Here is a 23,547-nt window from a genome sequence, read left to right as displayed (position 1 = left end):
GCGCTGTGACCGACGCGCGCGAACAGCTGATCCAGCACATCTCGGACGAGGCCGTGTTCCACGGCGACTTCACGCTGACCAGCGGGAAGCAGGCCTCGTACTACATCGACCTGCGCAAGGTGAGTCTCGACCACCGCGTCGCACCCCTGATCGGACAGGTCATGACGGACCTGCTGCAGCAGGTCCCGGACGTCGACGCGGTCGGTGGCCTGACCATGGGTGCGGACCCCATCGCGAGCGCCGTGCTGCACCAGTCGGCCGCGCGCGGCCTGACCTACGACGCGTTCGTCGTGCGCAAGGAGCCGAAGGACCACGGTCGCGGCAAGCAGGTCGAGGGCCCCGACGTCCGCGGCAAGCGCGTCGTCGTGCTCGAGGACACCTCCACGACCGGCGGATCGCCGCTCAAGGCGGCGGAGGCGCTCGAGCGCGAGGGTGCGATCATCGCGGCCGTCGCCGTCGTCGTCGACCGCGACACCGGCGCGAAGGAGCGCATCGAGGCGGCCGGGTACCCCTACTTCGCTGCGATCGGGCTGGCCGACCTGGGGCTGAGCGCGTGACCGGGGAGCGTCCGGACGACGCGCGCGAGCCCGAGGACACCGCCGGCCCGGCAGACGGGGACGACGGCCTGGAGGCTCAGCGCGCGTCCGCCTCGGACGCTCCGTTCCGCGGGCTCCGCAGCGCCGCGGACATCTTCGGTGCGCCCCGGTCGGCGGACGAGTGGCCCTCGCGGCGCGAGCGCCGCGAGGCGGAGCGGGCCGCCCGGGAGACGGGCGCGCCGCTGCCGGAGCCGTTCACGTCGGACGTGCCGACCGCGCCGGCCTCGGCCGCCGAGTCTGCAGAGCCTGCCGACGGCCGTCCCGCGCCGCTGGCCGAGCGTCCGGTGCCGCCGGCGGTGACGCCTTCGGTGCCGGCCGCGCGCGAGCCGGACGACGCCGGGGCCACGCAGGCCATCCGGATGGACGACGAGCTGCAGGCACCCTCGGTCAACCCGCAGGCGAGCGCCGAGCACGAGCGGGAGACGCTCGGGGAGCGCATCCCGCCGGCCGCACCGGTGCCGCCGACGAGCACGACGCAGCACCCCTCCTCCATCACGCTGCCGACGGCGCTCACGCACCGGGACGAGCGCGCGGCCGAGAACCGTGCCGTCGACGAGGAACGCCGTCGCACCGACCCGTTCGGCCAGGGGCGCAGCGACGTCGACTGGCTCGGTCGGGCGACCGGTGCGCAGACACCTCCGCCGCCGGTGACCCCGACGGGCCCGGTGGCGCAGCCCCTCGGCGTGCACGGGGTGCTCCCGCCGACGCCGGCTCCCTCGACCGGGGAGCCGCCGAGCTTCACCGAGCTGCTGCGGCTGCAGGGCGTCGGGGACGACGAGCGCGGCGCCACCGAGCGCCCGTTCGACTGGGCGATCCGGGACGACGAGACCGGCGAGGTCCCGACGACCCTGACGACCGACTCGTTCGACACCACGGCGTTCGGCGCCGGCTCGTGGTCGCTCGCGGACGAGGCGGACGACGACGTCGTCTCGGGCGAGGTCGACACCCCCGCGGACGGGACGACGGTGCTGCCGATCGCGCCGCCGCCCGCTGCGCCGGTCGCCTCGGTGGCTGCGCCGGAGCCGTCGTCAGCTGCTGCGTCCTCCGAGCCGCCGACCGGGGCCACCCCGTGGTGGGCTGCACCCGACGCGACCGCCGCACCCGTCCCGCCCCTGGTCGAGCCGGCACCGCGTCCGGCGTCCGACGCGGCGACGACCCGACTGCCGTTCCCGATCGACGACCGGCAGGACGTCGGCCACGGAGCCGACCGCGACGACGACGTCACGCCGGGCCCCCGCCGGTCGGGCGCCCCCGGGGTCGGGGAAGGCGACGAGATCGACCAGTCCGAGTGGGACGGCCGCGAGACCAGCGACACGAGCGCCATCAAGGACCTGTTCGGCACCGCCGCCGTCGGGCAGCTCGGCGCCACCGGGTACGACCCGCACGAGACCGGCACGCGGATGATGCCCGCGGTCCCCTCGGCCGACCGGGCAGGGGCACCGCGCCCCACGGCCGAACCCGCGCAGCCGAACCGCGCCGCGGTCCTGCTCGACGAGGGCGTCTCGCGCCTGAAGAACGAGGGCAAGCGCGGGAAGCAGCTGCTCATCGGCGGGGCCGTCGTGCTCATCGTCGTGCTGCTCGTCGCCGTGTTCGCCCTGACCCGCTGGATCCTCGGCGGCTCGATCGAGGAGTCGACGCCGGCACCGAGCTCGACCGCGGCCGCCTCGGCCCCCGCGACGCCCGAGGCCACCCCCGAGTCCGGCACGGCGCAGGGGTCCACCCAGCAGCAACCGGCCGCGACCCTGCAGTTCGCCACGACGCAGGCCGCCCCCGGTGTGCACCCGTGGACGGACCTGGCGGGCGGGGAGTGCCTGTCCCCGTTCACGAACGCGTGGGACCAGAGCTACACGGTGGTCGACTGCTCCTCGCCGCACACCGCGCAGCTCACCGCCCGCGTGCAGGTGTCCGCGAGCCAGTGGCCCGGACCCGAGGCCCTCGCGGAGCAGGCGGCGAAGACCTGCCAGAGCTCCGAGGCGATCGACACCGCGGCGGCCGCGAAGGTCGGCGACGTGCAGGTGCAGGGCTCCTACGCCCCCGACCAGGCCACCTGGGACCAGGGCAACACGTTCATCTCGTGCTTCGCGACCCGTGCGCAGGGGCAGATGCTGACCGGGTCGCTGGCGCCGGACGGCAAGTAGTCCGGCACCAGCGCCCGCGGCTCAGCGCGGCCGTAGCCGCGGGTCAGGCCTCGGTCGGGACCGCTGCCGAGGCATCGTCGAGCGTCCGGACCTCGTCCGCCGTGAGCTCGAGCTCGGCGGACGCCAGGAGCGCCGGCAGCTGCTCGGTGTTCCGGGCGCTGGCGATCGGCGCGACGACGTCCGGGCGGCCCTGCAGCCACGCGAGCGCCACCGAGGCGATCTCCACGCCGTGCGCCTGCGCGATCGTGTCGAGGGCGTCGACCACCGCGAGTCCCTGGTCCGAGAAGTACCCGGACACCTGCCCCTCGCGGTCCCGCCCGGCGAAGTCGTCCTTCGTGCGGTACTTGCCCGTCAGGAACCCGGCGGCCAGAGCGAAGTACGGCACGACGCCCAGGCCCTCGGCGGCGGCCAGCGGCGCGATCTCCGACTCGTACGGCTCGCGGGTGACCAGGTTGTAGTGCGGCTGGATCGCGACCGGCAGCGCCAGTCCCTCGGCCTTCGCGATGCGGATCCACTCCTCGGCACGTGCGCGGGAGTAGTTCGAGATCGCCGTGTACCGCACCAGGCCCTCGCGGACGAGCTGGTCGAACGCGCGGACGGTCTCCTCGAGCGGGGTGTCCTGGTCGTCGAAGTGCGCGTAGTACAGGTCGATCCGGTCGGTGCCGAGCCGCTCGAGGCTCGCGCGGGCGGCCGCGGCGACGTTCGACGCCGACAGCCCCGGGAACTGCGGGTGCTGCGACACCTTCGTGGCGATCACCACGTCGTCGCGCTTGCCCGAGGCTCGGAGCCACGAGCCGATGACGCGCTCGGACTCGCCGCCCTCGTTGCCGTCGCCCCAGGCGGAGTAGACGTCCGCCGAGTCGATGAAGTCGCCGCCGGCACCGGTGTAGGCGTCGAGCACCCGGTGCGAGGTCTGCTCGTCGGCGGTCCAGCCGAAGACGTTGCCGCCGAGGGCGAGGGGGAACACGTGGAGGTCGCTGGTTCCGATGCGGGGCATGCGGAGGTCCTTTCCTGGTCGTGCGGATCGGTCGTACGGGTCGCCCGTACGGGTCCGGAGCGTGCCCGGACCGCCCCACGCTATGCCCGTCGTCTGACTCCCCGATCCGCCGGTGGCAGCGCGCTGTCCCGTCGGTGGCAGGGTGTTCCATGAGGGGATGACCACCACCGCCGACGCCCTCACCGACCCCCGCTCCTCCGTGCGCCTGCGCGCCGTGATGGCCCTCGGGACCGCGGCGGACCCGGCCGACCTCGAGTTGCTGCTCGAGCGCTGCGCTGTCGACCCGGACCTGCAGGTGCGCGAGGCGCTGACGTGGTCGCTGGTCCGGTTGCCGGCCGAGCTGACCGTGCCGCGGCTCGTCGAGCAGCTGCACCGACCGGAGGCGCAGGCCCGGTCACAGGCGCTCCACACCCTCTCGAAGATCCGCGATGCCTCGGTGTACCCGGCCGTGGCCGATGCCCTCGGCGACCCGGACCCCGGCGTCGCCCGGACCGCCTGGCGCGCGGCCGCGCTGCTCGCACCGGAGAGCGAGCGCCCGGCGCTGGCCCGTCGGCTCGCCCGGGAGCTCGGCTCCGGCGACCGCGAGCGTCGGCTCGCGTTGAGCCGCGCGCTCGCCTCCCTCGGTCCGGAGGTCGCGGGACCCGTCCTCACCGAGGCGGCCGAGCGTCGCGGGGACGCCGTCCGCGAGCACGTCGCGGACACCGAGCGCCTCCTCGCCGACCCGGACGCCGGGTCGGCGCTCGCCGTCGAGCGCGCACGACGCGAGATGGCGCTGGGACGCGGCAAGCGCGCGTCCGGCTGACCACCTGACGGACGGGAGGCACGGGGCGGGCCCGCCCCGTGCCTCCCGTCCGTCCCTGGGGCCCCTGTGTCGGGCCGCACTCGTCGGGCCGCACTCGTCGGGCCGCACTCGTCGGGCCGCGCGTGTCGTGCGGTGCGGGTCGCCGCGACCGGTTCCCGGGGTTCCGGGGCGGGCCGGGGAACACCCGGATTCGGGTCGCCGAACAGGCCCGATCGGCTTGCACGTGCGGATCGGGACGGGCAGGGTGGTGGGCGAAGGGGAGTAGCTCCCAGCGCGTGCGTCGACACACTGGCCATCACGACGATCGGCCCGGTGCACCACCCGTCCGGTCCCACCCGGCGGGCGAGCGAGACCTTCGGCCGTTCTGTCGTGCCGAAGCGCTCCCACCCCTGTGCTCCGGTGCGGCCCGACCAAGGGACCACCCCGTGATCGACACCTCCACGCCCACCGCCACCGAGCGGGCACACGCACCCCGGATGGGCCGCAGCGCCTGGGGCCGCATCGCGATCTGCATCGTGCTCGCCCTGCCCGCTGTCGTCTTCCGTGTGACGGGCTTCGCGCCGAACGCCGTCGTCGACCTGCTCGTCTTCGGCGGGGCGGTCGTCGCTGCCTCGTTCCTGCTCGCCTGGGCCGCCGAGGCCGCGCAGAAGGACATCTCCGGTGCGCTCGCCATCGCGATCCTGGCGCTCATCGCCGTGCTGCCCGAGTACGCCGTCGACCTGTACTACGCGTTCCGCTCCGGCTACGATCCCGCCTACGAGCAGTTCGCCGCCGCGAACATGACCGGCTCGAACCGGTTGCTGCTCGGGTTCGGCTGGCCGCTCGTCGTGATCCTCTCGCTGCTCGTCGCCCGTCGCTCCGTCAAGGCCGGCTCGCTGCCCGCCTCGGCGACGAAGGTGCTGCAGCTCGAGACGTCCTCGCGGCTCGACATCGGCTTCCTGGCGCTCCTGGCGGTCGTCGCGTTCCTCATCCCGCTGATGGGCTCCATCCCGATGTGGTTCGGGTTCGTGCTGCTCGCCGCGTTCGTCGCCTACCTGTGGCGCGCGTCGAAGGTGTCCGACGGGGACGACGAGGACGAGGAGATGGTCGGGATGGCCGGCAACATCGCCTCGATGCCGACGCGGGCCCGTCGCTGGACGATCGTCGCGCTGTTCGTCGTCGCCGCCGCGGTCATCCTGTCGTCGGCGGAGCCCTTCGCCGAGGCCCTGGTCGCCTCGGGCAGCGCGCTCGGCATCGACAGCTACTTCCTGGTGCAGTGGCTCGCGCCGCTCGCCACCGAGGCGCCCGAGTTCATCGTCGCCGCGCTGTTCGCCCTGCGCGGGATGGGTGGCGCCGCGATCGGGACGCTCATCGCGTCGAAGGTCAACCAGTGGTCGCTGCTCGTCGGGTCGCTGCCGATCGCGCACGTGCTCGGCGGTGGGACCACGGGCGGGCTGCCGCTCGACGGCCGGCAGGTCGAGGAGTTCATGCTCACCGCGTCGCAGACCGTGCTCGGGGTCGCGATCATCATCGCGCTGCGCTTCCACCGGTGGTCGGCGATCGCCCTCGTGGCGCTGTTCGCGGTGCAGTTCGTCGTCACGGACACGAGCGGGCGGTGGGTGTTGAGCGTGGTGCACCTCGTCGCGGCCCTCGTGGTGTTCTGGGTGCACCGGTCGTCGATCCTGCCGACGCTCGCGGCGCCGTTCCGGCGGGCGGGGGCCGCGGCGGTCCGCACCTGACGGGTGTTGCTCGGGGCTGCGGGTGCGGCACTTCCCGGCACGAGTGCGCCGCTTCCCGGGGCCGCGAGCGGGCGGAACACGCCGCGTGCGTTCCGTCGAGCGAGCAGAAGTCGTCGGGTTGCTCCGCCGAGCGTGCCAGATGTGGGGCGCTCGGCGGGCAGGGGACCGGGACCGGGGACCGGGGACCGGCCCGAGCGTGAGCGCCGAGGTGCCGAGACTCGCCCTCGGCGGGACGCCGAGGTTCCACGGGCGGCCGCGTGACGCGTCGAGATGCCGGAATCTCGGCACCTCGACGGAGAGTGCGGCGCGTGTCGTCGTCTCCGGCAGCACGAGCGGGCGGGACACGCCGCGTGCGTCCCGTCGAGCGTGCAGAGGTCGTCGGGGCGCTCCGGCGAGCGTGACAGATGTGGGGCGCTCGGCGGCGTCCGCGCGGATCAGTGCGGGTCGGGCGTCAGCCAGATGGCGCTCGCCGCGGCCGCCGGCAGGTCGACGAGGGACACCGCGCCGTCGGCGGACCGACGGGTGACGGCGATCACGCCCGCGTAGTCCCGGACCCGCTCCACGCGCAGGTGCGTCCCGAGCCCGACCCCGAGCTCGTCGAAGTACCGCAGCAGGGACGGGTCGTCGTCGGACACCCGGTCGACGACCCCGCACGAGCCGGGCTCCACGGACCCGAGCAGCGTGCCCGGTGACGCCGGGACGGTGCCGTCCGCGGCAGGGATCGGGTCGCCGTGCGGGTCGTGCGTCGGGTGTCCGAGGTCGGCGTCGACCCGCTCGAGGAACGTCTCCGACACGGCGTGCTCCAGGGCCTCGGCCTCGGTGTGCACCTCGTCCCACGAGTACCCGAGCCGCTGCACCAGGAACGTCTCGATCAGCCGGTGCCGCCGGACCATCGCCACGGCGACCTGCTGCCCGAGCGGGGTGAGCACGACGCCGTAGTAGGGGGTGTGCTCGATCAGACCGTCGCGGTCGAGCTTCCGGAGGTTCCCCGACACCGTCGATGCCGAGACCCCGAGCGACGCGGCGATGTCCCGGGTCGCGAGCCCCTGCCCGCCGCGCTCCCCGGCCTTCCACACGAGTTTCACGTAGTCCTCGGCCATGGTGCTGAGGGAGGGGAGCCGCATGGGTCAATGGTACAAACGGGACGTGACCTCGACCGAGCCCGTGCGCCGTCGCCGTCCGCGCTGGCCGGTCCCGTCGTCGCTCCTGCTCGGGCTGCTGCCGCTCGTCGCGTTCGCCGCGGTCAGTGCCTGGCGGTCCCGACCGAGCGACGACTACGCCACGCTCGGCCAGACGGTCGACAGCGTCGTGCACGCCCTCGTGCTGCCCGAGAGCATCGCGGTGCTCGTGCTCTGCGTGTACGTGACCGCCCTCGGCTGGTGGCCTGGCGCGGCGGTCGACCACGACCGGACCCCGCTGCGGTGGACCTCGGTGACCGTCGTGCTGATCGCCGTGGTGTGCGCCGCGCGGCTGCCGCTCGTCGACTGGTCGGCGCTCCCGGTCCGGTACTTCGTGCTGCTCACCCTCGGCGTGCTGTTCGTCGGGGTGTTCGAGGAGCTGCTCACCCGCGGGGTCCTGCTCGTCGGGCTCCGGCGCCGGCTGCCCGAGTTCGGTGTGTGGATCGCCTCGTGCGTGCTGTTCGGGCTCCTGCACCTGCTCAACGTCCTCGCCGGGGCAGCCGTCGGCGCGACCCTGCTGCAGGTGGGGTTCGCGGCCTCGTTCGGCTCGACGCTGTACCTGGCACGTCGGCTGACGGGGAACCTGCTGCTGCCCGTGCTGCTCCACGCCTTCTGGGACTTCGGGTCGATCGCGGTGTCCGCCACGGTCGACACGACGGACCTCGGCCGACTCCTGCCCGTCGGGATCGTCGGCCTCGTGTCCTTCGGCGTACTCGCCCTCGGGCTCGTCGCCGGCGGGCTGGTCGCATGGCGTGACGACCGGCCGCGCCGCCTGCAGCGCCGGTGGCGGGACGTGCCGCCCGCCGGGGTGGACGCGGGGCGGGGAGCCGAGCCGAGCCTCCAGGCCGGGGTCTGAACCACCGACGGACGGATCGACGGCCCACGTGACGGACCGCCCGGTCGGCCCGCGCGCCGGCCGCCCGACGCTGCGAATGCCCACAGCCTGCGGTCCGGTTCACCCGCTGGAGGGGGATCGTTCCCCCACCGGCAACCACCCCTCCTTAGCGTCGCGGTGTTTCCACACCGGTACATCGAGGAAAGGGGCGTCGCCCGCGGGCGACCACCACACATGCGCAGAACCGCACTCCGCGGGGTGACCGTCGCGACGGTCGCGACCGCCCTCGTGATCGGGTCACCGCTCGTCGCCCAGGCCGCGACGACGTACCCGAGCGACTCCACCCCGCCGAACCTGATCAGCCTGCTGAACGGCTACGACCAGTACTGGACCTCGACGGGGACGAACAACCTCCACGGCACCGTCGACGACGGTGCGACGCTCGCGAAGAACGACGAGCTGACGAGCTGGATCAACCAGCACGCCACGAAGGCGCAGCAGTTCACGGCGCTGCAGGACGCCGAGTACAACAACGCGACGAACACTGCGTACGACCAGTCGTTCACGGTCTCGCAGGGCCTCGGCGACGTGCTCGGCAAGCTGTTCGTCAAGGGCCGCCTGGACGGTTCGCTGCCGCTGACGAACGCCCTCATCAACTCCTCGAACGGCACGAGCGGCGCCTACGTCGGCACCGGAGCGGCCAAGGCGCACTTCAGCTACCCGCGGCCCTACCTGCCGTCCGACCCCGCGGCGACGCTGCCCGCCGGGGACGACCAGGTGAACTGCAACCCGGCGACCGTGAACGCCTCGTCGCTCGCCGCGAACCGCACCGGCAAGGCGTGGGCGGACGCGAAGGGCAACCTCACGATCACGCGCGTGCCCGCCACGACGGACACCACGCACGAGTTCTCGCCGAACGACGTCGTGCTCGACGCCGGCTACGGCCAGAAGGGCATCTGCACCGGCGGTTCGTACCCGTCCGGGCACACCACCACGGCGTACCAGGCCGGCATCACCCTCGCCACGCTCGTCCCCGAGCTCGCACCGGAGATCCTCGCCCGCACCTCGGAGGCCGGCAACGACCGCATCGTCCTCGGCGTGCACTACCCGCTCGACATCATGGGCGGACGCATCGACGGCGAGGCCGCCCTCGCCACCCGCTGGTCTGACACGCAGTACCGCACGCAGGTCCTCGAGCCCGCCCGGGCCGAGCTCGTCAAGTACCTCGAGGCGCAGTGCGGCGGGACCCTGGCGTCCTGCATCGCCGCCGAGAAGCCCTACACGGACGACCCCTACGGCGGCCAGGCGATGCCCGGCGGCACCGCGCAGGTCGTCACCGACCGTGCATCGGCCGTGTCGGTCTACCACGAGCGCCTCACCTACGGCTTCGCCCGCACGGGCGTCGCGGGCCAGGCCCCATCCGTGCCGGCCGGCGCGTCGAACCTGCTCCTCACGGCGTTCCCGACGCTGACCGACGCGCAGCGCACCGCTGTGCTCGCGCAGACCGAGATCGACTCGGGCTACCCGCTCGACCAGACGGGGTCCGCCAACGGCTCGTGGGAGCGGCTCGACCTCGCCGCGGCGACGAGCGCCACGGTCGCGATCCAGGCCGACGGCAGCGCGAAGGTGCTCTCCACGGGTGGGGCCGTCCGGGTCGTCACCGGGGTGCTGACCGCCCCGCAGGGCACCACGGTCCGGGCCGGCAGCGCCATCGCCCTCCGCGGCACCGGCCTGGCCGCCGGCGCCACGCTCCAGGTCGTGCTGCACTCCGACCCGGTCACGGTCGGCACGCTCACGGTCGGCGCCGACGGCACCGCGACCGGCTCCGTCACGATCCCCGCGGGGACCGCAGCGGGATCGCACACGCTCGACCTGGTCGACGCGTCGGGTGCCTCGGTGCTCGTGTCGCCGCTCGGCATCACGGTGACCGCGGCGGCCAGCGGCTCGGGAACGACCGGCGGCTCGGGAACGGCCGGCGCAGCCGGCACCGTCCCGGTCGGCGTGCACCTGCCCGTCGTCAGCGGCTGACGCACACCCCTGACGGACGGGAGGCGCGGTGCCCGCCCGCACCGCACCTCCCGTCCGTCCTCCCCACCACCCCCACACCGGGAGACACCCCGTGCAGCGCACCACCCTCTGGACCACCGTCGGCGGCGTCGCCGCCGCCGTCGCGGCGGCCGCGATCGCCCTCCCCCTCCTGGTCGGCGGCGGACCCGCCCCCGCGGCCGGCACCACCCGCGCGGCCACGGCGTCCGCGACCTCGGCGCCGAGCGTTCCGTCCGTCGACGCCGCGGCGCTCGCCGCCCTGCCCGAGGCGCAGTACTCGGCCGTGATCGGCGGGCTGCTCCCGTGGGACCGGACGACCACCTCGGTCGACGTGTTCCACCTGACCGCCGACGCCCCGCTGTTCGGTGACGCTCGGACCGCCCCCGTGGCGCGGCTCGCGAAGGACGACTTCCTGCAGCAGCCGACCACGGTCGTCGGTGTGCGACGGCAGGGCCCGTGGGAGCTCGTGCTGACGCCCGCGCGGCGACAGCTGCCCTCGGCCGCCGGAGCCGGCGGTGCCGCGGCGCAGACCGCGGCGTGGGTGCCGACGGCCCTGCTGACGGCGGCACCGGCGCCGACCTCGCGCGTCGTGATCTCGACGAAGGAGCAGTCCGTGTCGATCGTCTCGGCGTCGACCGGAGCGGTGCAGCAGCACTTCGCCGCGGGCGTCGGGACGGCGGACACCCCGACGCCGACCGGGGTCACGGGCTACCTGGAGCAGCGGTACGTCGACCCGTCGCAGGGCACCGGCGACCACCCGATCCAGCTCACCTCGCTGCACTCGAGCGCCGCCGACGAGCCGTACGGCGGGCACGACGGCGGGCTGATCGGGCTGCACTGGAACGCCAAGACCTCGGGTGCGGTGTCGCACGGGTGCGTCCGGCTGTCCGCCGAGGCGGTGGCGGCGGTGGACGCCCTGCCGCTCGGCACGCTCGTCACGGTGGAGTGAGGCGCGGGCCGGCAGGCGCCCTCGCTACATCTCGACCTCGACGGGCTCGGGACGGACGAGCTCGTGGACGCCCGTGATGACCTCGCTCGGGCGGAACGGGTAGCGGTCGATCTCGGCCTGGTCGCTGATGCCGGTCAGGACGAGCACCGTGTGCAGCCCCGCCTCGATGCCGGCCTGCACGTCGGTGTCCATCCGGTCGCCGATCATGCCCGTGTTCTCGGAGTGCGCCCCGATCCGGTTCATCGCCGACCGGAACATCATCGGGTTCGGCTTGCCCACGACGTACGGCTGCTTCCCGGTGGCCTTCTCGATCATCGCGGCGATCGCACCCGTGGCCGGCAGGACCCCCTCGGCTGAGGGTCCGGTCGCGTCCGGGTTCGTCACGATGAACCGGGCACCGTCGCGGATGAGCCGGACGGCCTTCGTGATCGCCTCGAACGAGTAGTTCCGCGTCTCGCCGACCACCACGTAGTCCGGTGCGGTCTCGGTCATGATGAACCCGGCCTCGTGCAGGGCGGTGGTCATGCCGGCCTCGCCGATCACGAACGCCGAGCCGCCGGGCATCTGGGAGCGACAGAAGTCGGCCGTCGCCAGGGCGCTCGTCCAGATGCGTTCCTCGGGCACGTGCAGGCCGGAGCTCCGCAGGCGGGCGCTGAGGTCCCGCGGCGTGAAGATCGAGTTGTTCGTCAGGACGAGGAACTCGGTGCCCTCGTCGAGCCACTGCTGGATGAGCTCGGGGGCGCCCGGGAGCGCCTGGTTCTCGTGGACGAGCACGCCGTCCATGTCGGTCAGCCAGCACTCGACGTCGTCGCGGGTCGCCATGCGCCCAGGGTACCGGGAGCGCTCGGCAGCCGGTCGGCCACCGAGCACTGGCCGACCGGACACCGAGCGGCGTTCGGCTTTGCCCTAGGCTTTTCCGTACACGTACCGGATCCGGATCAGGAGGCCCTTCCGTGCTCGTCGACCCTGGCACCCCCAGCGCCGCACCCCGCCCGACCACAGCCAGCCCGGCAACGGAACGCGAGCAGTCAGCGGCGGCGGGTGAGAAGCCCGCCCCGCGCCGCCGCGGCCGGCCGAACGTGCTGAGCCGCGACCAGGTGGTCGACGCCGCGACGGCCATCGCGAACGAGGAGGGCCTCGACCGCCTGTCCTTCCGCGCCCTCGGCGCCCGCCTCGGCGTCGCCCCGATGACCGTGCACCGGACCATCGGCGGCCTGGACGACCTGCACGCCGAGCTCGTCCGCCGCACCGTCGACGAGTTCACCGCGACCTTCGTCTGGCCGGACGACTGGCGCCAGGTGGTCTGCGTGTTCGCCCGGACCTTCCGGCAGCTCATGCACACGCACCCGCTCGTGCTCGAGTCGCACAGCCAGCGCGCCCCGCTCGCCTCGACCGAGTCCGACGCCGTCGTGGCGAAGGTCGTCGGCGCCCTGCGGCAGGCCGGGCTGAGCGAGCGGGACGCCATGTACGCGTTCTTCGTCGTGTACGACTTCGTGGTCGGGCACGCCGGGGTGCAGGTCGGCCGGGGCGACTCCGACGCCGGGCGTCCGGAGCGGCACCGGCTCGTCGGCGAGATCCTCGGCGAGCACTCCTACGACGAGCGGTTCGAGCTCGGCCTGGAGATCCTGCTCAGCGGGATCGAGGCACGCGTGCGCTCGACGAACGCAGCCGCAGCGCCCCAGGCAGACCGGTGAGCACGGTCGACCCGCAGCAGGCCCGCCGCGAACGCGAGGCCCGCTTCCGCCGGACGCCCCTCGCCCTCGCGATGACGGTCCTCGGCGGCCTGCTCGTCGTCGCCGCCGGCGCGGTCGGCGGCGCCGCGATCGGGCAGTTCGTCCTGGTGTTCCGGATGATGAACCTGAACAGCGTGTTCTCGCACAGCCCCGACCCGGACACCGCCCTGTGGGCCGCCCCCGTCGCGGTCGTCGGCACGCTCGTCGCCGCCGCGGTCTACACCCGCTGGAACCACCGCTGGTCCGGTCGCACCAGCGACGTCGCGGGCATCGGCGTGCTGCCGCTCTGGCTCGTCGGGGCCGCGGCGTTCCTGTGGTGGACGACGCAGACGCAGTGGCCCGCCCCGGATCGCGTCGGGACCGAGGTCGACCCGACGTTCGGCCACGACCAGGCCTGGAGTGTCGGCGACTGGGTCTGGTACGCCACCGTCTGGTTGCTCCCCGCGCTCGTGACGGTCTTCGCCGTGCTCGCCTGCGTCGCCGGCGGTGTCACGCGCCTGGGCCGGGGGAGCCGCCGCGCACGCCTGACCGACGTCCTGCAGCAGGGCAGCCGGACCACGGGTGAGGTCACCGCCGTCAGCGGTGCGACCACACCGGACGCGGCGCGGACCCTGCTGCGGTGGACGTTCACGTTCGTGGACCTGCAGGGCGTCCGGCGCTGGGTGGAGCGGACCGAGGGCTTCGCACCCGGCGAGGGCCCGGAGCTCGGACGCGCGGTCACGGTGCTGTACGACCCGGCGCGGCCCGGCGACCGGAAGCGCATCTTCGCGTCGACCGGGAAGGGGCAGGACCCGGAGGAGTTCCTGCGCCCGGGCACGACGTAGGTTGGCACTTCTCAACGAAATCCGCGTCACCCTAGGCTCGTTGGCCGTGTCAGAACAGAAGCCCCAGCCCCAGTACCAGCCGTACGCAGCAGCGCCCGCTGCTCCGCCGCGCACCAACACCCTCGCGATCATCGCCCTCGTGGCGGCGTTCGTCGCGCCGATCGTCGGGTTCGTCCTCGGCTTCGTCGCGATGTCGCAGACCCGGAAGCGCGGCGAGGGCGGCCGCGGCCTCGCGCTCGCGGCCGTCATCGTCGGCGGTGTGATCACCCTGCTGTACGTGGTCCTCGTCATCGCGCTGGTCGCGGTCGCGGCGAGCGCCCCGACGGTCGAGTACCCGACGGGGTACTGACCGCGTCCGGCCGGCGGTGACGCCGGTCGCCGGACGGGAGGCGCGGGGCACGCACCGTACGCTGGTCGCGTGACCGAGCGCCTCCCGTCCGACCCCGTGGTCCCGTCGACGGGACCGGCACACCGGGGCGACCACGCGCCGGAGCTGCCGCCGACGCACGAGGCGACCACCAACGGCGTCGGGCCGCACCCCGAGCCGTGGCCGGACGACCCGCGGCTGGACCCGGAGCTCCTCGCCGCCGGGGACACCCGCAACGTCGTCGACCGGTTCCGCTACTGGTCGATGGACGCGATCGTCGCCGAGCTCGACACCCGTCGGCACGGGTTCGACGTGGCGATCGAGAACTGGCAGCACGACCTGAACATCGGGTCGATCGTGCGCAGCGCGAACGCGTTCCTGGCCGGGACCGTGCACATCGTCGGACGGCGGCGGTGGAACAAGCGCGGGGCCATGGTGACCGACCGGTACCAGCACGTCCGGTACCACCCCGACGTCGACGCGTTCCTCGCGGCGATGCGCGACGAGGGCCGACCCGTCGTGGCGATCGACAACACCCCGGGGGCCGAACGCATCGAGACGGCGGCGATCCCGGAGCGGTGCGTGTTCCTGTTCGGGCAGGAGGGGCCGGGGCTCACCGAGGCGGCCGTCGCGGGGGCGGACGCACACCTCGAGATCACGCAGTTCGGGTCGACGCGGAGCATCAACGCCTCGGCGGCGGCTGCGATCGTCATGCACGCGTGGGTCGTGCAGCACGCGGCGCTGCCGGCCTCCTGACCAGGCGGGCGGCGCGCTGCGGCGAGCGCCGCGGCTAGCGTCGTGCGGTCGTCCGGCGGGCGACCAGGCGGGGCTCGACGAGGGTCTCCTGCGCTGGTGCGGTCGGGTCGGCGATGCGGGCGAGCAACCGCTCCCCGGCGCCGCGGCCGATCTCCACGCTCCGGTCGTCGATGCTCGTCAGCGCCACGTACGCGGTGGCGGCGAGCGGGGTGTCGTCGTATCCCATCACGGACACGTCCTCGGGGACGCGCAGGCCTCGGTCGGCCAGGGCGGACAGCGCACCGAGCGCCATGACGTCGTTCGCGGCGAACACCGCCGTGACGTCGGGGTGTTCGTCCAGCAGGTGCCCGACTGCCTGGGCGCCGGCGGCCTCGGTGGGCTCGCCGCGCATCACGCTCGTGACGACCGTCGGCACCTCTGTCCGCAGACCGGTCAGCCGCTCCGCGGAGGCGGCGGAGCTCGCGCCCACGAAGCCGATGCGCGTGTGCCCGAGCGACAGCAGGTGCTCTGCGGCCATCCGGCCGCCGGCGCGGTCGTCGTTGGCGACGGTGTCGGCGCGGGGGAGGGTCGCGCGACCGCCGGCGACCACGACGGGCATGCTCGCGGGGATCGCGAGGTCGGTGTCGGGCTCGCCGGCGATGACGATGCCCTCGACTCGCATGGACAGGAATCCCTCGACCGGCGAGGCGTCGAGGCCGGTGTTGAGGAACCGGTCCGCCACCACCAGGCGGTGCCCCTGGTCCTGGAGCGACTCGCGCAGACCGGTCAGCAGGTCGACGAACCACTGGTTCCGGAAGTCGTCGAGCACGACGCCGATCGTGCGGCTCCGGGTGCCGGCGAGCGAGACCGCGGCGGTCGAGGGGCGGTAGTCGAGCTCCTGGATGGCCGTCAGGACCGCCTGTCGGCGCTGGTCGCTCACCCGGGGGGAGCGCTGCAGCACGAGCGAGACGAGGGACTTCGACACCCCGGCACGGGCGGCCACGTCGTAGATGGTGGCGGGCTTGTGCTCCGCCGTCGCTGGCGTGCCGTCTGCGCTGGCGGGCGTGCCGTGTCCCATGATCTCCGTCGACCTCCTGTGGTGTCCCTCGATCGTAGCGGGCGCCGTTCCGCGGTTGTCAGGACATGGGTGCGGGGGTCTTGTCTCACCTGTCTCGGGCCCGGTGGTTCGGCGTGCTCCCGCACAACGGGAAGCACGCCGCGCCACGGACTTCCGCGGCACGGCGTGCTTCTGGTTGTGCGGAGCGGCAGCGCCGCGCGGCACCGCCGGCCCGGCTCCGGCCGCCGGCCCGGGCCCCGCCGCTACCCGATCAGGCTCGGCCGCAGGTCGCGCAGCGTCCGCGTGCGGGTCTGCCGGGCCGTCACCACGAGGGACACCAGCAGCGCGCCGAGCAGCCAGCACGCGAGCACCCCGACGTCGGACCACACCGCGCTCATCGACCCGCCGTACATCGTCTGCCGCAGGGCATCGACCGAGTACGTCATCGGCAGCGCGAAGTGCAGCGCCGCCAACGGACCCGGCAGCGTCTGCCACGGGAACGTCCCACCGGCGGTCACGAGCTGCACGAGCATGAGCACGAGCCCGAGGAACTGACCGACCGAGCCGAGCAGCACGTTGAGCGCCATGATGATCGCCGCGAACGTCGCCGAGGCCAGGACCATCACGCCCACCGTCGACCCGGCGTGCACCACGTCGAGGTCGAGCGCGAACCGCACGATCAGGAACAGCGCCGCCATCTGCACCACCCCGAGGAGCGCCGGCGTCAGCCAGCCGCCGAGCACCACCGACAGGGGCTTCCGCACCGCCGTGATCGCCCGCTTCGAGATCGGCTTGAGGATCAGGAACAGCGCGTACATGCCGATCCAGGCCGCGAGCGAGATGAAGAACGGCGCGAGCCCGGCACCGTAGTTCGACGCGGCGGCCACGTTGTCGTCGCCGACCTTGACGGGGTCCGAGATGACCGATGCCTGCGCGTTCCGCTGGGACGCCGTGGACGCCGGGATCTTCGTGCGCCCCTGGTCGAGCTTCGACGCGAGCTCCTTCGAGCCGCTCTCGAGCTGGTCCACCCCGGACGACAACGACGACGCACCGGACGCGGCCGACGCGGCACCGGAGGCGAGCGACGACGCTCCGGAGGACAGCGTGGGCGCGGCGTCGGCGAGCTTCGACGTGCCGGCCGAGACCTGCGACGCGCCGGTCGACAGCTGCGACGCCCCGGACGCGGCGGACGCGATCCCGTTCGACAGCGTCGGTGCGGCGGCGGCGAGCTGCGCGGCCCCGTCCGTCACCTGCTGCGACCCGTCACGGAGCTGGTCGAACCCCTGCAGCGCCGCCTTCGCGTCGGCGAGCTGCTGCTGCGTCTTCTCGTCCTGTAGCTGGGCCTGCACGGTCGCGGCGACCACGGCCTGCTGCTCCGGCGTCAGGGTGACCCCGCGGTCGGCGGCGGCCTGGGTGATCGCGGCCGTGACGGTGTCCGGCGACGCGATCTGCAGCGCCTGGAGCGCCGGGTCGGTCTTCTTGGTCAGCAACGTCAGGTTGTCCGACACCTGCTTCGCACCCCCGGCGAGCTGCTGTGTCTGCGCCGGCAGGTCCGCCGTCTGCCGCTGCGCGTCGGCGAGTCCCGATGCCAGCGACGACGCCCCGGACGCGACCTGGCCGGCCCCGTCCGCGAGCTGCCGCGTCTGCGACGGCAGCTCGGCCGTCCCCGCCGCGAGCTGCGACGCCCCCGCCGACAGCTGGTCCGTCCCGGACGCGAGTTGCCGGGCCCCGTCGGCGGCCGAGGTTGCCCCCGAGGCGAGCTGGCCCGCCCCGTCGACGGCGTCGCCGAGGCTGTCCCGCACGTCCGCGAGCCCGACGAGCAGGGTCTTCGCCGCCTGCTTCCCGACCCGCTCCGCCACGGCGGTGCGCATGGTCTTGCCGGCCTGCTCCGCGATGGTGGACGCCAGGTACGAGTTGGTGTCCGCCGTCGTCATGACGAGTTCGGCGCGCTTCGGGTCGTCGCCCTGCGCCGACACGAGCGACTCCGAGAAGTCGTGCGGGATGGTCACGACGAAGTCGTAGGTGCCGTTGCGCACGCCCGAGCGTGCGTCGGCCGCGGAGGTCTCGGTCCACTTGAAGTCGGCGCCGTCGAGGGCCTGCTTCGTGACGTCCTCGCCGTAGTCGACGCGCTCACCGTCCAGGGTCGCGCCGGCGTCCTGGTCGACGATCGCGGCCGGGACCTGGTCGAGCTTGGCGTACGGGTCGCGGTTGGCCCACAGGTACGCGCCGCCGTAGAGCAGCGGCACGATCATCAGGGCGATGAACGCCAGGCGTGCGAGCGGTGTCGCGGTGAGCCGCGCGAGTTCGGCGCGGATGAGCGAGGGGATGGTCACGCTGTCGCCTCCGTGGGCAGGTGGTCGGTGTCGGCCGGGAGGCTCGTGGGGCCTCCGTCGGTCACGGTCACGTCGTCGGGACCCTCGGTCTGGTGCGGGTCGGACACGGTGTCCGTCCCGATGGTGTCGAGCAGCTGCTCGACGGTCGCCGCGGCCGCCTTGGAGGTCACGACGACGACGGTCACGCCGCGGCGGGCGACGTCGCGCACCACCGCGAACCACTCCGCCACGGCGCCCCCGTGCCGCTCGGGGGTGGTGAGCACGATGCCCGTCACCCCGTCCCGCAGCAGCGCGAGCTCGACCAGCAGCCGCACCCGCACGCCCGTCGGGACCCGCTGCACGGCGGTGTCGGCGTACTCCCGCATCCCGAGCTCGTCGAGCACGGTGTCGACGTGCCGGCGGGAGGGCCGCTGCCCGGCGAACGCGAGCTCCTCGCGCACGACCTGGGTCAGCGTGAGCACCGGGAACGGCTCGGCGACCCCGGGGGTGTCCACGAGCGCGAACGCCGTGCGCACCGCCCCCGCGTCCGGGTGTCCGTCGAGCAGCACCCGTCCGGTCTCGGGCTGCATCCGGCCGCCGGCGACGAGCGACGCGAGCACGGGTGCCTGTTCGGTCTCGACGGCGACGACCCCGGGCCGCCCGGGTCCGGCGACGGCGGACACGACGGGCAGCGCCGCGCCGGGCTCCTCGCCGATGCCGACGTGGTCGAGTTCGAGCGTCGTCATGCGCGGGCCTCCGGGGTGGTGGTCGTGGTGGTGGGGGACACGGGGGCGACCGGCTCGGACAGCAGTGCCGTCCGCCAGTCGATCCCGGCGGTGCCGAGGGCCGACAGCACGACCATGCGCCGGCCGGCCTCGTCGGTGGTGCCCGAGCGGGTGGCCTCGTCGAGGACGGTGATGCACGCGCCCTCGACCAGTCGGCCGAGCGTGGCGGGGTCGACGTCGTCGCGCATCGAGCCCTCGGCGATCCCGAGCGTGCACGCCTCGCGCACCTGGGCCCGCAGGGGCGCGAAGACCTCGGCCACGGACTCGGCGAACGGCGAGCGCACGGCGATCCGGGCCATCGAGCGGACGTGCGACACCTCGGACCAGAGCGCGACCGCGATCACGGCGAGGCGCGACGCCGGCGGCAGGACCCCGAGGTCCGAGGTCGTCGGCATGGCGGCGGCGATCCGGGCGGCCCCGGCGGTGACGAGCTCGCGGACCAGGTCGTCCCGCGACGGGAAGTGTCCGTAGACCGCACGGCGGGACAGTCCGGCGGCACTCGCGATGGTCTCGAGCGACGCGTCCGGGTCCTGCTGCAGGACGGTCTTCGCGGCCTCGATCAGGGCGGCGCGGTTCTCGGTCGCGTCACGCCGGGGGGCGCGCACGGGCTGGTCTGCGGTGGTCACGGCGACCATCGTACGATCGTGCACAGCGGTGTGCAAGTTCACAGATCGTGTACCCCCGGACGGGGGCCAGTCCCCCGAAGTGCGGACTGCGGTGCCTGTGAGCGACCGCATAACTTCACAGGAATTCCCACCACGGACGGAACCCGAGGAGTGCGCCCTGTGACCAGAGCTACACCGAACCGTGCAACACCAGATCAGACAGACCCCACCACCCCAATCCGGCACCGCCGGCTCACCCGCGTCCTGACCGCCGGCATCGCCGCCGTGGCCCTGACGTGCGGCGGACTCGCCGTCGGCGGCGCCGCGAACGCCGCCCCGACCGGGCTGTCGTCGGCCGACCTCAAGCTCGCGCAGCCGCTCCGCGACGCGAAGCCCTCGAAGACGATCGCCGCGTTCGTGCGGACGACCGGCGAGGGTGCGCTCGCGGTCGACGCGAAGGCCAAGGGCGGCGACCTGACGAAGTCGAAGACCCAGTCGACGCAGGCGAAGCAGCGCGTGCAGGCGATCGCGTCGACGGTCGACGCGGTCAGCGCCGCCGTCAAGCAGTCGGACGCGAAGGCCACCGAGCTGTACTCGACCGAGTACACGGTCCCCGGCGTCGCGGTCGTCGCCGACGTCGACGCGCTCCGCAGCATCGCCGAGCGCTCCGACGTCGAGAGCATCATCCCGCTCACCCCGAAGAAGATCGTCGACCCGGCACCGGGCGATGCGTCGCAGGCCCCGAGCGGCGTCGACCCCGACCTGGTCAAGCCGGGCGCGGACGGCGTCAGCCCGAAGAACGCGGCGAGCGACGTCTACACGCGGGCCCTCGACGCGTGGCAGCAGACCGGGAAGACGGGCAAGGGCGTGAACATCGCCGTGCTCGACACCGGTCTCGACTACACGCAGGCGGACTTCGGCGGCCCCGGCACCACGGCCGCGTACCAGACCGCCCTCGCGAGCACGAACGCCCCCGACCCGAGCTGGTACGACGGCTCGAAGTACCTCGGCGGCTACGACTTCGCCGGTCCGACCTACAACGCGGACACCTCGAGCGCGGCGTACGACCCGACCCCGAAGCCGGACGCGAACCCGATCGACGGCAAGGGCGGCGACCACGGCACGCACGTGGCGGGCACCGCGGCGGGCTTCGGTCTGACGGCGGACAAGAAGACCTTCCGCGGCGACTACTCGAAGCTCACGAACCAGACCGTGCAGGACATGTGGGTCGGCCCGGGCACCGCGCCCCAGGCCGGGCTGTACGCCCTCAAGGTGTTCGGTGACGACGGCGGCTCGACCGACCTGACCGGTGCCGCGCTCGACTGGGTCGGCAAGGCCCTGACCGAGGGCAAGGACATCAACGTCCTCAACCTGTCGCTCGGCTCCGACTACGGCGCGCCGGACGACCCCGACAACGCCAAGATCGACGCGCTCACCGCCCGCGGTGTCCTGCCGGTCATCGCCTCGGGCAACGCCGACGACTTCACCGACATCGGTGGCTCGCCGGGGAACGCCGAGGGCGCCCTGACCGTGGCCGCGAGCGCCACCGGCCAGTCGCTCTTCGACGGTGTGCAGGCGACCGCCCCCGCGGACGTCGCGAACACCTACCGCGCGCAGTACTCGCAGAACTACCAGGGCACCCTGCCGGTCGAGGGCGACGTCGTCGTCCCGTCGACGAACATCGACGGCTGCCAGGCGTTCAGCGCCGACGAGGCCGCCGAGGTCAAGGGCAAGGTCGTCTGGCTGAAGTGGACCGACGGCGCACTCGAGTGCGGCTCGGGCGTCCGCTTCAACAACGTCCAGGCAGCCGGCGGTGTCGGCGTCCTGCTGGCCGGAACGGTGACGAGCTTCGACTCCGGCATCGCGGGCAACGCGACCATCCCGGGAGCCGAGCTCACGTCGGACAGTGTGGCGAGCCTCCAGGCCGCTGCCCAGGCCGGGACCCTGCACGTGCGCTTCGCACAGGAGCTCAAGGGCTTCCAGCTGGCGACCGACCAGGCGAACGTGAACACGCTCGCACCGTTCACCAGCCGTGGCGTCCACGGATCGTTCGACGACATCGTCAAGCCCGACGTCGCCGGCCCCGGGGTCAACGTGATCTCCGCGGCCAACGGCACCGGTGACGGCCGCATGTCGATGAGCGGGACCTCGATGGCGACCCCGCACGTGGCCGGCATCGTCGCGCTGACGTTCCAGTCGCACCCGTCCTGGACGGCCCCGCAGGTCAAGGCCGCCGTGATGAACACCGCGACGCACGACGTCCGCCAGGGCGACCGCACGGCCACGCTGCTCCGCCAGGGCACCGGCCGCGTCGACGCGCTGCAGGCGGTCACCGCCGGCACCACGGTCCGCAGCATCGAGAACGACCAGCTCGTCACCGCCTCGTACGGTGTCGTCGAGGTCAGCGGTGCCACGACCGAGTCCCGCACGCTGCAGATCGAGAACACCGACGGCCGTCCGCACACCTACGACGTGGCCTACCAGCCGCAGGTGGACCAGCCGGGCGTCGCGTTCACGCTGAGCACGAAGCGGGTCACGGCTCCGGCCCACGGCACCGCGACGGTCAAGCTGACGTTCACGATCGCCGACCCGACGAAGCTCCGTCGCGTCATCGACCCCACGCAGGAGTCGGTGCAGTCCGGCTACCAGCGTGAGTTCGTCGCCGCGGCGTCGGGTGTCGTGGCCTTCACGCCGACCGACTCGTCGCTCAACCCGCTCCGTCTCGGCGCCTACGTGGCCCCGAAGCCGGTCAGTGCGGTGCACGGCAAGGACATCGCGTTCTCGGGCACGCAGACCACGGCGGACCTCGCGCTCACCGGGCGTGCGGTCGACCAGGGCGACGCCGTGACCGGGTACCACTCGGTCGTCGCGCCGTTCGTGCTCGGCGGGACGGACCCGCAGGAGTCGTTCCCGGCCGGTTCGGCGAAGCAGTCGCTCCAGGCCGCGGACATCCGCTCCTACGGTGCGAACTACGACAAGGCGTCCGACACGCTCGCGTTCGGCGTCCAGACCGCCGGTGCCGACGCCAACCCGGGCGCCGTCACCAACGTCGAGGTCATGATCGACACGAACCGCGACGGGAAGCCGGACTACCTGGTGTACGACGCGAAGTCGGCCACGGTCGACGCCACGTTCGCCACCACGGTGGACCTGGCGACGGGCAAGACGGTCGACTCGCAGCCGCTGGGCGGCGGGACCGCCGGGCAGGACGTGAACACGTTCGACAGCGCCGTGAAGGTCCTGACGGTCTCGGCCTCGACGATCGGCGCGACCGGTCCGTTCGACTACTCGGTCCTGACCGAGTCGGCGTACGCCCCGGCCCTCGCCACGAGCGGCTCCTCCGTCGTCGACGAGACCGACTCGGCCACGTACGACCCGTCGAAGCCGGCGCTGACCTTCGCGCAGGGCACCACCACCGGTGTGCTCTTCGCGGACCAGGGCTCGCTGCAGGTCACGCGTCCCGCGGACGTCACGAACGCCCGCATCCTGCTGCTCCACCTCGGCAACGCGGTGGGCGACCAGGCGGACACGCTCGCGGCGGCGCAGACCGCGCCGACGCTCGCGCTCCGCAAGGGCAGCGCCGTGACGATCTCGGGTGACCCGAAGGTCGGCAAGACGCTCCGCGCGCAGCACGGCTCGTGGGACGGCAAGAAGGTGACGTACTCGTACCAGTGGCTCCGTGACGGCGTGGCCGTCAAGGGTGCGACCGGCGAGCGCTACTCGCTCGGCACGACCGACCAGGGACACCGCTTCCAGGTGCAGGTCACCGCGAAGGCGACGGGGTACCAGGACGGTTCGGCGACCTCGAAGTCGACCGCTAAGGTGGCTCCGCGTCGCTGACGCACCACCCGGAACGCCCCGTCACCCCTC

The 23,547-nt window shown here is 73.5% G+C and carries 19 protein-coding genes; 12 read left to right on the top strand and 7 right to left on the bottom strand.

Annotation, left to right across the window (positions count from 1 at the left end):
- Positions 1-5: 5 nt before the first annotated feature.
- Both pyrE and HUN58_RS09230 read left to right on the top strand, forming a co-directional pair.
- Positions 6-557: an orotate phosphoribosyltransferase gene (pyrE, locus tag HUN58_RS09235; protein ID WP_180225721.1), complete on the top strand. Its 552-nt coding sequence runs from the start codon at positions 6-8 to the stop codon at positions 555-557.
- On the top strand, positions 554-2,734 hold the full coding sequence (locus tag HUN58_RS09230) for a hypothetical protein (protein ID WP_180225720.1): 2,181 nt from the start codon (positions 554-556) through the stop codon (positions 2,732-2,734). Before pyrE ends, HUN58_RS09230 begins: the two co-directional genes overlap by 4 nt.
- Positions 2,735-2,777: 43 nt before the next feature.
- On the opposite strand, the gene HUN58_RS09225 is transcribed toward HUN58_RS09230, so the two are convergent.
- Positions 2,778-3,731 (bottom strand): aldo/keto reductase, encoded by a 954-nt coding sequence (locus HUN58_RS09225; RefSeq protein WP_180225719.1) that lies wholly within the window; start codon positions 3,729-3,731, stop codon positions 2,778-2,780.
- A gap of 157 nt (positions 3,732-3,888) precedes the next feature.
- Between HUN58_RS09225 and HUN58_RS09220 the strand changes: the two genes are divergently transcribed.
- Both HUN58_RS09220 and HUN58_RS09215 read left to right on the top strand, forming a co-directional pair.
- Positions 3,889-4,533: a HEAT repeat domain-containing protein gene (locus tag HUN58_RS09220; protein ID WP_141860206.1), complete on the top strand. Its 645-nt coding sequence runs from the start codon at positions 3,889-3,891 to the stop codon at positions 4,531-4,533.
- A gap of 425 nt (positions 4,534-4,958) precedes the next feature.
- On the top strand, positions 4,959-6,251 hold the full coding sequence (locus tag HUN58_RS09215) for a sodium:proton exchanger (protein WP_208738887.1): 1,293 nt from the start codon (positions 4,959-4,961) through the stop codon (positions 6,249-6,251).
- A 434-nt stretch (positions 6,252-6,685) separates the two neighbouring features.
- Here HUN58_RS09215 and HUN58_RS09210 read toward each other — a convergent pair whose 3' ends face one another.
- Positions 6,686-7,375, bottom strand: coding sequence for a metal-dependent transcriptional regulator (locus HUN58_RS09210; RefSeq protein ID WP_180225718.1), 690 nt, complete (start codon positions 7,373-7,375; stop codon positions 6,686-6,688).
- Between the two features lie 22 nt (positions 7,376-7,397).
- On the opposite strand from HUN58_RS09210, the gene HUN58_RS09205 reads away from it, so the two are divergent.
- The 3 genes from HUN58_RS09205 (at position 7,398) to HUN58_RS09195 (ending at position 11,259) form a co-directional block, all read left to right on the top strand.
- On the top strand, positions 7,398-8,285 hold the full coding sequence (locus HUN58_RS09205) for a CPBP family intramembrane glutamic endopeptidase (protein ID WP_180225717.1): 888 nt from the start codon (positions 7,398-7,400) through the stop codon (positions 8,283-8,285).
- Between the two features lie 213 nt (positions 8,286-8,498).
- Positions 8,499-10,292 carry a phosphatase PAP2 family protein gene (locus tag HUN58_RS09200; protein ID WP_180225716.1) on the top strand — a complete coding sequence of 598 codons (1,794 nt, stop codon included), beginning with the start codon at positions 8,499-8,501 and terminating at the stop codon, positions 10,290-10,292.
- 91 nt (positions 10,293-10,383) lie between these two features.
- Positions 10,384-11,259, top strand: coding sequence for a L,D-transpeptidase (locus HUN58_RS09195; RefSeq protein ID WP_180225715.1), 876 nt, complete (start codon positions 10,384-10,386; stop codon positions 11,257-11,259).
- 24 nt (positions 11,260-11,283) lie between these two features.
- Here the strand turns inward: HUN58_RS09195 and HUN58_RS09190 are convergent, their stop codons facing one another.
- Positions 11,284-12,081, bottom strand: a complete 798-nt coding sequence (locus HUN58_RS09190) for an HAD-IIA family hydrolase (protein ID WP_058743328.1) — start codon at positions 12,079-12,081, stop codon at positions 11,284-11,286.
- A gap of 131 nt (positions 12,082-12,212) precedes the next feature.
- Here HUN58_RS09190 and HUN58_RS09185 point away from each other — a divergent pair, with 131 nt between their 5' ends.
- The 4 genes from HUN58_RS09185 to HUN58_RS09170 all read left to right on the top strand — a co-directional run bounded on the left by HUN58_RS09185 (position 12,213) and on the right by HUN58_RS09170 (position 14,939).
- Positions 12,213-12,953 (top strand): TetR/AcrR family transcriptional regulator C-terminal domain-containing protein, encoded by a 741-nt coding sequence (locus HUN58_RS09185; RefSeq protein ID WP_141860213.1) that lies wholly within the window; start codon positions 12,213-12,215, stop codon positions 12,951-12,953.
- The gene (locus tag HUN58_RS09180) at positions 12,950-13,816 is read left to right on the top strand and encodes a DUF3592 domain-containing protein (protein ID WP_141860215.1); all 867 of its coding nucleotides are present in this window, start codon (positions 12,950-12,952) and stop codon (positions 13,814-13,816) included. Before HUN58_RS09185 ends, HUN58_RS09180 begins: the two co-directional genes overlap by 4 nt.
- Before the next feature lie 46 nt (positions 13,817-13,862).
- On the top strand, positions 13,863-14,165 hold the full coding sequence (locus HUN58_RS09175) for a DUF4190 domain-containing protein (RefSeq protein WP_114850266.1): 303 nt from the start codon (positions 13,863-13,865) through the stop codon (positions 14,163-14,165).
- 144 nt (positions 14,166-14,309) lie between these two features.
- On the top strand, positions 14,310-14,939 hold the full coding sequence (locus HUN58_RS09170) for an RNA methyltransferase (RefSeq protein ID WP_141863239.1): 630 nt from the start codon (positions 14,310-14,312) through the stop codon (positions 14,937-14,939).
- Between the two features lie 34 nt (positions 14,940-14,973).
- Here HUN58_RS09170 and HUN58_RS09165 read toward each other — a convergent pair whose 3' ends face one another.
- The 4 genes from HUN58_RS09165 to HUN58_RS09150 all read right to left on the bottom strand — a co-directional run bounded on the left by HUN58_RS09165 (position 14,974) and on the right by HUN58_RS09150 (position 19,698).
- Positions 14,974-15,921: a LacI family DNA-binding transcriptional regulator gene (locus tag HUN58_RS09165; protein WP_229666881.1), complete on the bottom strand. Its 948-nt coding sequence runs from the start codon at positions 15,919-15,921 to the stop codon at positions 14,974-14,976.
- Positions 15,922-16,238: 317 nt separating this feature from the next.
- Entirely contained in the window at positions 16,239-18,308 is a 2,070-nt protein-coding gene (locus HUN58_RS09160; protein ID WP_180225713.1) for a YhgE/Pip domain-containing protein, read from the bottom strand.
- Complete coding sequence (locus HUN58_RS09155; protein WP_208745474.1) at positions 18,305-19,033, bottom strand: hypothetical protein; 729 nt, start codon at positions 19,031-19,033, stop codon at positions 18,305-18,307. Before HUN58_RS09155 ends, HUN58_RS09160 begins: the two co-directional genes overlap by 4 nt.
- Entirely contained in the window at positions 19,030-19,698 is a 669-nt protein-coding gene (locus tag HUN58_RS09150; RefSeq protein WP_180225711.1) for a TetR/AcrR family transcriptional regulator, read from the bottom strand. The genes HUN58_RS09155 and HUN58_RS09150 overlap by 4 nt, the downstream gene beginning before the upstream one ends.
- 159 nt (positions 19,699-19,857) lie before the next feature.
- Between HUN58_RS09150 and HUN58_RS09145 the strand changes: the two genes are divergently transcribed.
- Positions 19,858-23,517: a S8 family serine peptidase gene (locus HUN58_RS09145; RefSeq protein WP_217488595.1), complete on the top strand. Its 3,660-nt coding sequence runs from the start codon at positions 19,858-19,860 to the stop codon at positions 23,515-23,517.
- Positions 23,518-23,547: the final 30 nt, after the last annotated feature.

The organism is Curtobacterium sp. Csp1 (assembly GCF_013347185.1).
The sequence above is the reverse complement of the archived record's forward strand: the minus strand, read 5'-3'. Positions and strand labels throughout refer to the sequence as shown.